At 62.8% G+C, this 11,085-nt stretch carries 9 protein-coding genes; 5 read left to right on the forward strand and 4 right to left on the reverse strand.

Going from position 1 to position 11,085, the window contains the following annotated elements:
- The 4 genes from B3605_RS21445 to B3605_RS21460 all read right to left on the reverse strand — a co-directional run.
- On the reverse strand, positions 1-1,541 hold a 1,541-nt coding region (locus B3605_RS21445), incomplete at its 3' end, for a CHASE2 domain-containing protein (RefSeq protein WP_296435950.1).
- Positions 1,542-1,650: 109 nt separating this feature from the next.
- Positions 1,651-2,022: a hypothetical protein gene (locus B3605_RS21450; RefSeq protein WP_112943777.1), complete on the reverse strand. Its 372-nt coding sequence runs from the start codon at positions 2,020-2,022 to the stop codon at positions 1,651-1,653.
- Between the two features lie 276 nt (positions 2,023-2,298).
- Complete coding sequence (locus B3605_RS21455) at positions 2,299-2,505, reverse strand: hypothetical protein (RefSeq protein WP_018901542.1); 207 nt, start codon at positions 2,503-2,505, stop codon at positions 2,299-2,301.
- Between the two features lie 224 nt (positions 2,506-2,729).
- Complete coding sequence (locus B3605_RS21460) at positions 2,730-3,872, reverse strand: GH25 family lysozyme (protein ID WP_112943778.1); 1,143 nt, start codon at positions 3,870-3,872, stop codon at positions 2,730-2,732.
- 432 nt (positions 3,873-4,304) lie between these two features.
- Between B3605_RS21460 and B3605_RS21465 the strand changes: the two genes are divergently transcribed.
- From B3605_RS21465 to B3605_RS21485, 5 genes are all read left to right on the forward strand, one after another.
- Positions 4,305-5,579 carry an aspartate kinase gene (locus B3605_RS21465; RefSeq protein ID WP_026283559.1) on the forward strand — a complete coding sequence of 425 codons (1,275 nt, stop codon included), beginning with the start codon at positions 4,305-4,307 and terminating at the stop codon, positions 5,577-5,579.
- 91 nt (positions 5,580-5,670) lie between these two features.
- A complete protein-coding gene (gene ptsP / locus B3605_RS21470; protein WP_018901545.1) occupies positions 5,671-7,938 on the forward strand; it encodes a phosphoenolpyruvate--protein phosphotransferase in 2,268 nt (755 codons plus the stop codon).
- 27 nt (positions 7,939-7,965) lie between these two features.
- Positions 7,966-9,048, forward strand: coding sequence for a peptide chain release factor 1 (prfA, locus tag B3605_RS21475; RefSeq protein ID WP_112943779.1), 1,083 nt, complete (start codon positions 7,966-7,968; stop codon positions 9,046-9,048).
- A complete protein-coding gene (gene prmC / locus B3605_RS21480; RefSeq protein ID WP_296435956.1) occupies positions 9,045-9,926 on the forward strand; it encodes a peptide chain release factor N(5)-glutamine methyltransferase in 882 nt (293 codons plus the stop codon). The genes prfA and prmC overlap by 4 nt, the downstream gene beginning before the upstream one ends.
- 343 nt (positions 9,927-10,269) lie before the next feature.
- The coding region (locus tag B3605_RS21485) for a DUF4167 domain-containing protein (RefSeq protein WP_296435957.1) at positions 10,270-11,085 on the forward strand (816 nt) is incomplete at its 3' end.

An 11,085-nucleotide genomic window follows, 5' to 3' on the forward strand; every position in this document is an offset into this window, starting at 1 on the left:
CCGATGAACTTGTCGAGCGTGCCTTCATTGGCCACCACATGGCGGCTTAGCGCATCGAGCAACGTGTTGAGGAAGCGGACGACCTCGGCCGGCTGCAGGCGCTCGCTCAGCGTCGTGAACCCCCTGACGTCGACGAACATGACCGTCAGCTCGCGATCGTCGCCACCCAATCGCAGCGCATCCGGATTGTGCTCGATGCGGTGGAGCAGCGAGGGCGATAGATATTGGCCGAATGCCTTGCGCACCTCGCGCCGCTCGCGGTCGATGACCAGGATGCGGAAGGAGGTGGCGGCGAAGTGGATGATCGAGGCGGCGACGATCGGCGCCAGCGGATCGAACAGCAGGCCCCATCGCGAAAAGGCGAACCAGGAGCTTGCAAAGGCGAGCGCTGTGACGATCAGCCCCCAGGCGAGGCCGACGGCGGGGCTGACGAAGGTGGTGACGATGACGAGGCAGGTGCCCAACACCGCGATCAGCAGGATCTCCATGCCATCGGCCCAATCCGGCCGAGAGAGGAAGTGACCGGAGAGGATCTGCTCGACGGTCTGCGCGTGAATGGAGACGCCGGGCACGTTTTCGCCGAGCGCTGTGGTGCGGATATCCTGCAGGCCGGCAGACGAGGTGCCGACGAAGACGATGCTGCCTTGCACGGCTGCGGCGACTTCGGGCGCGGGCCCATCGGGCGCCAGCACCTTGCCGGCGGAGATGTAGCGATCGGCGATATCGGGGCTGGTGTAGAGCCAGAGCTCGCCGGATGAGGTGACGGGTACCACGAAATCGCCGACCTTGATCGAGGTCAGCGTGTCGGGAATATCGGGGGCTGCCGCCACGATATAGGTCGAGGCGCCCTGGGCGACGCGCAGCGCTTCCAGCGCGAGGTTGGGATAGAGCTGCTCGCCATCGCTGAGCAGCAGCGGCACGCGGCGGACCGTGGCGGAGTAGGTGCCGGGGTTGAGGCTGATATGGCCGAGGCCCGTGGCGTTGATCTGCAATTGCGGACGCACCGGCGTTGCCGCCGTCATGCGCGGCGGGGCGTTGAACGGGCTCTCGCCGGTAAAAGCGAAGCCCGCTTTCACCGGCGGCTTGTAGCTGCCGTCCATGGAGAGGCCGAAGCCGAGGACCACTGGCTTGTCGGCGATGGCTTGCGCAAAGAGCTGGTCGTTATCGGGTAGTCGGCTAAGGAGTGTCGGATCGACGCCGGCGACATCGCGCATGATGGAGCGCGGCGACAGGCGGTCGGCCTCGGCGAAGAGCACGTCGAAGGCGATGGCTGCCGCTCCCATGTCGGATAGGCGCTGCACCAGAAGCGCCAGCCGGTCGCGCGGCCATGGCCACTGGCCGAATTCCCGGAGCGATGCCTCGTCGATATCGATGACGCGGACCGGGGTGTTTTCGAACTTGCGCGGGGTGATGCGCTGGTATTCGTCGAAGGTGATGTCGCGGATCTGGCGCAGCAGCGGCGGGTCGGTGGCGCGCAGCAGCGTGAAGCTCGCGACGAGCGCAAGGCCGAGAACCACGCCGATTTTCTGCATGCGTGTCATGATCGGCCGGCCCCCGCGCCTGCAACCGCTTCACACTCTTGCGCGACATGCTCTAGGCTGCCCGTTTCTTAGGCGTGACGCAACTGTGTCTTTCGGGCGTTCGGCGCTGCTAGAGCTCAGTGCATGTCAGCTCGACCGCGCCGGAGTTGTTCCAGTACATGATGGGAATGTCATTGGCGCAGCAGTAGAGAACGCCATCCCGCGGCGCTGTCCACGACGGGCGGTACGCGCCGATCAGAAACGCGGTATCCGTGTCCTGATCGATTGACCCGATGAGGGCGAACCACTGCGCCTTGGGCATGGTTCTCAATCCGGCAAACGGTCTCAGCCACGTTCGGTCATAGCCGTTCGCGTCCTCATTGATCTTCCAATCCGTCCACGTGCCCGACGCCGTGAAGGCGTAGGTCGCGCCTTGCCTGATGTCGCAGACGCGCGTCCAGCGTTCTCTGGCCGGTATGGATTTCGTTATTGTGAATGGCATGATGACATCTCCCCACGATGCGCAGCCGCAAGCGGGAAGATTAGTTGCACTTTACAATATTGCAACAAATAATTGCATTGCGAGACAGCTCATCCTCTCCCTCATTCTCGCCCCTGTGGCGGGAATCCAGCCGACGCGCGTCCGCGCGGCGAGAGACTTTTCTTCGGCTAAATACATACCTGGGGCACGTCATTCACGGCGCAGACGCGCCGTGGCTGGATGCCTGTGACAAGCACAGGCATGAGGGAGGAATAGGCCGCCATCATTACGCGACACTCAGCCCTGCGGCATCGCGTCGTTCTTGCTTGAGGCAGCATGGGCTTCGAGTATTGCCGCCGCGATCACCTTGCGCAGTTCGTAGACCAGCGATCTGGAGCGCTTGCGATCCAGGTCCTGCGCCGCCTTCGCAAGGTTAAGTCCCTCGTTCAACACAATGTGATGGGCGCGGGCCAGTGCCCAGGTTTCGATATCAAGATTTCCCATTCGGAATCTCCGCCAAATCATTCAGCATCAAAGACATTCGCGAATCAATCTACGCCGCATACTTACGATTGAAGAAGAATCACAGTTACCTATGCTTGGAAATATACGCGACACCCGAATTTTAGTGGTGTGACAAAATAGTTGCGCCGTGGCAGCGGGTGTGCCGCGCCACGGTTGTGCCTATGCCCGATCGATATCAGTGCAGGTTGATCGCTGTCGGATCGTTAGTCGTTGGCAGCCATCATCCGGTTGCTGGGGCGTCCCGAGGACCAGCGCATCCATTGATCGGGGCTGCCGTTGAAGACGTTGAGGTCGATCCTGCCTTCGACGCCATGCGACAGGCCCGAGCCGGAATACTGCCAGAAGAGCCACTTGCGGCCGGGATAGCGCTTGGACGGATGGGCGGCGACGGAGCGCAGCCAGAAGGGATAGTTCTGGAAAGCGCCCTGCAGGTTGTCGGCATAGAAGTCGGGGGCGGTGTAGATGACCGGACGCTTGCCGTAGTAGCGCTCGAGCTTGTCCATGAAGACCTGCATTTTCTCGAGCACGTTTTCGGTCGAGGGGCGACGCTTGCACGCGGATTCGCCGTTCCATTCGACGTCGATAACGGGCGGAAGCGCATCGGGATCGCGCGGCACGTTGCGGATGAACCAGTCTGCCTGTTCGCCGGCGGTGCGGCACCAGTAGAAGAAGTGGTAGGCGCCGCGCTTGAGGCCCGCTTCCTTGGCCTTGCGCCAGTTGGTGCGGAACATCGGGTCGAGGTGGTCGCCGCCGTCGGTGGCCTTGATATAGGCGAAGTTGGCGCCCTGGGTGCGCAGCCTCGGCCAGTCGATATCGCCCTGCCAGCGAGAGACGTCGACGCCGTGAACGGCGAGCTTGTGCGGCGAGGCGCGGCCGAAGTTGATCGGCTTGGCGTCGCGGAACTGGCGGCTATAGAGCTTGCTGCGCGTGCGCGGCTGCGCCGTCTCTTCCATATCGGGAAGATCGGGGCGCTCCATGATCGGGGCGACAACCGGCGTGACAACGGGCGGGCGGGCCGGCGGCGTCATCATCGCGACCTCCGTAGCTGCCATCGGGCGCTCGGCGGGAAGCGGTGCGCCGACGGCGCGGTCGGCGGATTCGAAGGCCTTCGATTCCGGGATCGGGCCGGCCCATGCCAGCACTTCCTGATGCGGAGCGGTTTGCTGGCCGGTGGCGATACCGGCGGAGGGTACCGGCGCGGATGGGACGGCGGCCGGCGGAGCCACCGAACTGGTCGTTTCGCGCGACGGGGCGGCTGAAGCCAAGACGTCGGGGCCAGACGTCGACGTGCAACCCGCAAGGGTCAGACAGGCAAGGAAGATTGCTGGCACAGCCGAAAAACGCATTGGGAACCCGTTACTCATTACAGGCCGGACGCCGAACTTAGGTGGCGCCAGGAACATCAAAGGGTATTGCTAACGGGAAATTACCAAAAAAAGCTGAATCTAATCTTTACGCCGAAAAATGTGCGGGGACGGGGCAGCGCGCTTTGGCGGGCAGTGTCTGGCGGGATTGTCATAGTCATGTCACATGCGGTTCGGTGCTGCCTCGCGCGGCCTGCAAATTACACGCGCAATTGAGGCCGTCATTCTCCTTTCTCCACCTTGCCACCCCCTCACAAACTCGTTAAGAGACGCCGCAACTTGGGCCCTTGGGCGCAGGGCTTTAGAAGGGTTCCAGAACCTCCCAATTCCGGCTCTTCGGCCCGTGGCTTCCAAGGCTTCGTCGTGCCGGGTCTGGCGTTCGTCTCTCCCGGCGGTTTGCTGTGGTAGAGGCTTATGGCACGCATCGTAATGAAGTTCGGCGGAACATCCGTCGCTGACCTGGACCGTATCAAGAACGTTGCCCGCCACGTCAAACGCGAGGTCGATGCCGGTCATGAAGTGGCCGTCGTCGTTTCCGCCATGTCGGGCAAGACAAACGAGCTGGTCGGCTGGGTGCAGAATACGCCGAAGGTCGTCGGCGCAAGCTCGCCTTTCTATGATGCCCGCGAATATGACGCCATCGTCGCTTCCGGCGAGCAGGTGACTTCGGGTCTTCTGGCCATCGCGCTGCAGGCCATGGACGTCAACGCCCGCTCCTGGCAGGGCTGGCAGATCCCGATCCGCACCGACAACGCGCACGGCGCCGCCCGTATCCTCGAGATCGACGGCTCGGAAATGATCAAGCGCATGGGCGAGGGCCAGGTGGCCGTCGTCGCCGGCTTCCAGGGTCTCGGCCCCGACAACCGCATCGCGACGCTCGGCCGTGGTGGTTCGGATACGTCGGCGGTGGCGATCGCCGCCGCCGTCAAGGCTGACCGTTGCGACATCTATACCGACGTCGACGGCGTCTATACGACCGATCCGCGCATCGTGCCGCAGGCGCGCCGCCTGAAGAAGATCGCGTTTGAGGAAATGCTCGAAATGGCATCGCTCGGCGCCAAGGTCTTGCAGGTTCGCTCGGTCGAGCTTGCCATGGTGCACAAGGTGCGCACTTTCGTGCGTTCGTCTTTTGAAGATCCCGATGCTCCGGGCATGGGTGATTTCTTGAATCCGCCCGGAACGCTGATTTGTGACGAGGAAGAAATCGTGGAACAGGAAGTAGTCACCGGCATCGCCTATGCCAAGGATGAAGCGCAGATCTCGCTTCGCCGTCTCGCCGACCGTCCGGGCGTCTCCGCCGCGATCTTCGGACCGCTGGCCGAGAACCACATCAATGTCGACATGATCGTCCAGAACATCTCGGAAGATGGCTCGAAGACCGACATGACCTTCACCGTGCCGTCGGGCGACGTGGACAAGGCCATCAAGGTGCTCGGCGAGCACAAGGATACGATCGGTTACGACGTCGTGCAGAACGAATCGGGCCTGGTGAAGGTGTCGGTCATCGGTATCGGCATGCGCAGCCACGCCGGCGTCGCGGCGACCGCTTTCAAGGCACTTGCCGATAAAGGCATCAACATCAAGGCGATCACCACCTCGGAAATCAAGATTTCCATCCTGATTGATGGTCCTTATGCGGAACTCGCTGTCAGGACTTTGCATTCCTGCTACGGTCTGGATAAGAATTGATTCCCAGCAGGGCCGCCGCGCGTACAAGTTGATTAGTGGCGCGGCGATCTGCCGGGCCACTTTGCCTTCTGTTTTTGGAGCTTGAGACGCAATGAGAGACCTTTCCGGCGGTCCGCGCGTGCTGCTCAAGCGGCTGCGCGAGTTGATGGCGGAGCCGCTGGAGCCACAAGAGCGTCTTGACCGGATCGTTCGCCAGATCGCCAGCAACATGGTGGCGGAGGTTTGCTCCGTCTACGTGCTGCGTTCCGACGGCGTGCTCGAACTCTATGCAACCGAAGGTCTGAACCGCGAAGCTGTCCACCTGGCGCAGCTGAAAATGGGGCAGGGCCTCGTCGGCACGATCGCCGCATCGGCCGCCCCTCTCAATCTCTCCGACGCGCAATCACACCCCGCCTTCCGCTACCTGCCGGAGACGGGCGAAGAGATCTATCATTCCTTCCTCGGTGTGCCGATCCTACGCGCCGGCCGCTCGCTCGGCGTTCTCGTCGTGCAGAACAAGGCAAGCCGCAACTATCGCGACGAGGAGCTGGAAGCGCTCGAAACGACGGCGATGGTTCTCGCCGAGATGATCGCTACCGGCGAGCTGAAGAAGCTCACCAAGCCGGGGCTCGAGCTCGATCTCACCCGTTCCGTCACGATCGATGGCGACACCTATAATGAAGGCATCGGCCTCGGCTATGTCGTGCTGCACGAGCCGCGCATCGTCGTCACCAATCTTCTCAACGACGATGCCGACAAGGAAATCCGCCGGCTTGCCGAAGCGCTGGGTTCGCTGCGCATCTCGATCGACGATCTCTTGTCTCAGCGCGACGTGTCGATGGAGGGCGAGCATCGCGAGGTGCTCGAGACCTACCGCATGTTCGCGCATGACCAGGGCTGGGTGCGCAAGCTGGAAGAGGCGATCCGCAACGGCCTGACGGCGGAAGCCGCGGTCGAGAAGGTGCAGAGCGACACCAAGGCGCGGATGATGCGCCTGACGGACCCTTATCTGCGCGAGCGGATGCATGATTTCGAGGATCTGGCGAACCGCCTGCTGCGGCAGCTGACAGGCTATACCGGCCGCACCTCGGGCGATGGCTTCCCTGCAGACGCGATCATCCTGGCGCGCGCCATGGGTGCCGCCGAACTGCTCGATTATCCGCGCGCCAATGTGCGCGGCCTGGTGCTCGAAGAGGGCGCCGTCACCAGCCATGTCGTCATCGTCGCGCGTGCCATGGGCATTCCCGTCATCGGCCAGGCGGCCGGGATCGTTGCGCTGGCCGATAATGGCGACGCCGTGATCATCGACAGCGACGGCGGCCATGTGCATCTGCGGCCGCTGCCGGAGCATCAGCGCTCCTACGAGGAGAAGGTGCGCTTCCGCGCCCGCCGGCAGGAGCAGTTCCGGGCCTTGCGCGCGGTCGAGCCGCTCTCCAAGGACGGGCAGCGCGTGTCGCTGCAGATGAATGCCGGCCTGCTGGTCGACCTGCCGCAACTGTCGGAATCGGGCGCCGAAGGCATTGGGCTCTTCCGCACCGAGCTGCAGTTCATGATCGCCTCCACGCTTCCGAAGGCGGAAGAGCAGGAGCAGTTTTATCGCAACGTCCTGAAGCAGGCCGCCGGCCGGTCCGTCACCTTCCGCACGCTCGATATCGGCGGCGACAAGGTCGTGCCCTATTTCCGCGGCCATGAGGAAGAGAACCCGGCGCTTGGCTGGCGGGCGATCCGCCTGTCGCTCGACCGCCCTGGTCTTCTGCGCACGCAGCTGCGCGCCATGCTGAAGGCAGCCGCCGGCATGGAATTGAAGCTGATGGTGCCGATGGTGACCGAGGTCTCCGAGATCACCGCGGTGCGCGAACTGCTGCAGAAGGAAGTGCAGCGCCTGTCGCGCTTCGGCCACGGGCTGCCGCGCAAGCTGCAGTTCGGCGCCATGCTGGAAGTGCCGGCTCTGCTTTGGCAGCTGGACGAGCTGATGGCGGCGGTCGACTTCGTGTCGGTCGGTTCCAACGATCTGTTCCAGTTCTCGATGGCCGTCGATCGTGGCAATGCGCGGGTTTCCGATCGTTTCGACACGCTGGACAAGCCGTTCCTGCGTATCCTGCGCGATATCGTGCGCGCCGGCGAGCGCAACAACACGCCGGTGACGCTCTGCGGGGAATTGGCGGGCAAGCCGATTTCGGCCATGGCGCTCTTAGGCATCGGCTTCCGCTCGGTGTCGATGTCGCCGGCCTCCATCGGTCCGGTCAAGGCAATGCTGCTCGGCCTCGACGTAGGCGCACTGTCCAAGGCGATGCACGAGGCGCTCGACGATACGACGACGCCGACATCGATGCGCGAACTGCTTGCCCATTTCGCCGAAACACACAACATCCCTCTGTAGCCAGAGACAAACAGAATTGGAGTGAGGGTGGCGAAGCTTCCCGTTGAAAAGATGCGCGAGCTGGAACGCCGCTTCGGCGAGATCGAAGCGCGCATGTCGGCCGGCCCTTCGGCTGACGTCTACGTCAAGCTTGCCTCCGAATATGCCGAGCTGCAGCCCGTCGTGACCAAGATCCGCGCCTATGAAAAGGCACTGTCGGAGCTTGCCGATCTCGAGACGCTGCTCGACGACAAAACCGTCGACCGCGAGATGCGCGATATGGCCGAGATGGAGCTTCCCGAGGTCAAGGAGCGGATCGAGGCGCTGGAGCAGGAAATCCAGATCCTGCTTCTGCCCAAGGACGCGGCCGACGAAAAGAGCGCCATCCTCGAAATTCGCGCCGGCACCGGCGGCTCGGAGGCGGCGCTGTTCGCGGGCGACCTATTTCGCATGTACGAGCGCTATGCGGCGGCGCATGGATGGAAGGTCGAGGTTCTCTCGTCCAGCGAGGGGGAAGCCGGCGGCTTCAAGGAAATCATCGCGACGATTACCGGCAAGGGCGTGTTCGCCAAGCTGAAGTTCGAATCCGGTGTGCACCGCGTGCAGCGTGTGCCGGAGACGGAAGCGGGCGGGCGTATCCATACGTCGGCGGCGACGGTTGCCGTGCTGCCCGAGGCCGAGGAGATCGATATCGAGATCCGCGCCGAGGACATCCGTATCGACACGATGCGCTCGTCGGGCGCCGGCGGTCAGCACGTCAACACGACCGACTCGGCCGTGCGTATCACTCACCTGCCGACGGGTATCGTCGTCACCAGTTCGGAAAAATCGCAGCACCAGAACCGCGCCAAGGCGATGCAGGTTCTGCGGTCGCGTCTCTACGACGCCGAGCGCCAGCGCGCCGACAGCGAGCGCTCCGCCGACCGCAAGAGCCAGGTCGGCTCCGGTGATCGCTCGGAGCGTATCCGCACCTATAATTTCCCGCAGGGCCGCGTCACCGACCACCGTATCAACCTGACGCTCTACAAGCTCGACCGGATGATGGTGGGCGAAATCGACGAGATCGTCGATGCGCTGATGGCCGACTACCAGGCAAGCCAGCTCTCGCAGCTCGGCGAGCAGCAGCCATGAGCGAGCAAGGGAAACAGGTCGGCGCGACGGTTTCCCAGCTTCTGGCCGAGGCGCGGCGACGCTTCACCGAGGCCGGCGTGGCCGATCCGGCCGCCGACGCGCGGGTGCTGATCTCGGGGCTGCTCAGGCTCACGACGACCGAGATGCTGACGCGGGGTGGCGAGCGCGTCAAGGACGCGGCCGCCGCACGGATCGAGGACGCGATCACCCGCAGGCTGGCGCATGAGCCGGTGCATCGCATTCTGGGCGAGCGCGAGTTCTACGGCCTGCCTTTGTCGCTTTCGGCGGAAACGCTGGAGCCGAGGCCGGATACCGAAATCCTCGTCGATACCATGCTTCCTTATATGAGAGACCTTGCGGGTAAGCATGGCGATCTCCATATACTGGATATGGGAACGGGAACCGGGGCGATATGCCTCGCGCTGCTCAAGGAATGTCCCGAGGCATCGGGCATCGGCAGCGACATCGCCGTCGACGCGCTGAAGACGGCGCAATTCAACGCGGAAAGAAACGGGCTGCAGCAGCGCTTCAAGGCGGTGCAATCAAGCTGGTTTCAGGCCATAGACGGGAAGTTTCACGCTATTGTCTCAAATCCGCCCTATATAGCGTCCAGTGTCGTTGACACTCTTGCTCCCGAAGTGACAAAATTTGATCCGGCCGCCGCACTGGATGGCGGCATGGATGGGCTTGACGCCTACCGTTCCATTGCCAAGGATGCCGCAAGGTTCATGCATCCAGACGGTGTTATAGGGCTCGAGATAGGCTACGATCAGCGAACGGAAGTGACCGAAGTTTTTGAGGCTGAAGGCTTCAAATGCTTGGAATCGGTGAAGGATTACGGCCACAACGACCGTGTGCTCGTGTTCGCCCGTAACTGATCGGCAACAAGCGGCTGAATAGACTAGTCCATTGGTGTCATTGCGAAGAAAAGGCTTGGATTTAAACGGGAAGCAATATAGGTTGCCCCCACGTATTGGAGAGATAGGTCAGAACGATTGTTCGTTCGAAGCTAGCTCGGCCTCGGGGGTCCACTCTCTTAAACGAGAGTTTCAAAGGTTGAAGACGACCCAATGCGTGAATCAGTCAAACTGACTTGAGAACAAGCGGCAGGTTGGCGCAAAGGCGCATTATGCTTGCGGCACGAATACCCTGAGTCGGACAAACGACCACGGTTGACGGTGCCATCACTCCACACAAACAGAGAATTCAGGTGAACGATCGATGAGGCCAGGACAGCAGAACAAACGCGGTCGCGGGCGTACCAACAATAACGGCGGCGGCGGCGGAAATAACAATAACAATAACAACAATTTCAACCGCAAGGGCGGCAATCCGCTGACGCGGACCTACGACAGCTCCGGCCCAGACGTGAAGATCCGCGGCACCGCACAGCACATCGCTGAAAAATACTCGCAGCTCGGTCGCGACGCGCAGAGCTCCGGCGACCGTGTCATGGCTGAAAACTACCTGCAGCACGCCGAACACTACTACCGCATCATTGCCGCCGCACAGGCGCAGATGCAGGAACGCTTCCAGCGCGACGACCGCGGCGAATTCGACCGCGACGGCAGTGAGCGCGATGGCGACGAGATGGATGGTGGCGACAATGACGACGTCGTGGTCGTTCAGCCTCCGCGCCAGCAGCAGGAGCACCAGCAGCGCCGCAACAACGATGAGCAGCCGCGCCGTCAGAATGACGAGCAGCAGGGCCGCCGCTCGGACGAGCGCCGCTTCAATAACGAGCAGCGCCAGCGCCGCGACGAAGAGCAGCCGCGCCGTCAGAACGACGAGCAGCCGCGCAGCGAAGAGCAGCCCCAGCCGCAGCCGCGCGCCGAGGAGCAGCCTCGCGAAGAGCGCCCGGCTCGCCAGCCGCGCCGTCGTGAAGAGCGTCCGGCACCGGTTGCAGCCGCTGCCCAGCCCGAAGTGATCGACGGTACCGGCCCGCAGCCGGAAATCGAAGGCATTCCGGCCGAGGTGTCGATGGACGAGGAAAGCAGTGCGGCAACGACCCGCCAGCCGCGCCGTCGCGCAGCCACC

The sequence above is a fragment of the Rhizobium sp. UBA1881 genome (assembly GCF_002338015.1).
GTDB lineage: Bacteria > Pseudomonadota > Alphaproteobacteria > Rhizobiales > Rhizobiaceae > Rhizobium.

What these genes read in the sequence shown, in the direction of transcription:
- B3605_RS21455 (WP_018901542.1), bottom strand. Translation starts at nt 2,505, where the DNA reads ATGGGAAATCTTGATATCGAAACCTGGGCACTGGCCCGCGCCCATCAC.
- B3605_RS21450 (WP_112943777.1), bottom strand. Translation starts at nt 2,022, where the DNA reads ATGCCATTCACAATAACGAAATCCATACCGGCCAGAGAACGCTGGACG.
- prmC (WP_296435956.1), top strand. Translation starts at nt 9,045, where the DNA reads ATGAGCGAGCAAGGGAAACAGGTCGGCGCGACGGTTTCCCAGCTTCTG.
- B3605_RS21465 (WP_026283559.1), top strand. Translation starts at nt 4,305, where the DNA reads ATGGCACGCATCGTAATGAAGTTCGGCGGAACATCCGTCGCTGACCTG.
- B3605_RS21460 (WP_112943778.1), bottom strand. Translation starts at nt 3,872, where the DNA reads ATGCGTTTTTCGGCTGTGCCAGCAATCTTCCTTGCCTGTCTGACCCTT.
- ptsP (WP_018901545.1), top strand. Translation starts at nt 5,671, where the DNA reads ATGAGAGACCTTTCCGGCGGTCCGCGCGTGCTGCTCAAGCGGCTGCGC.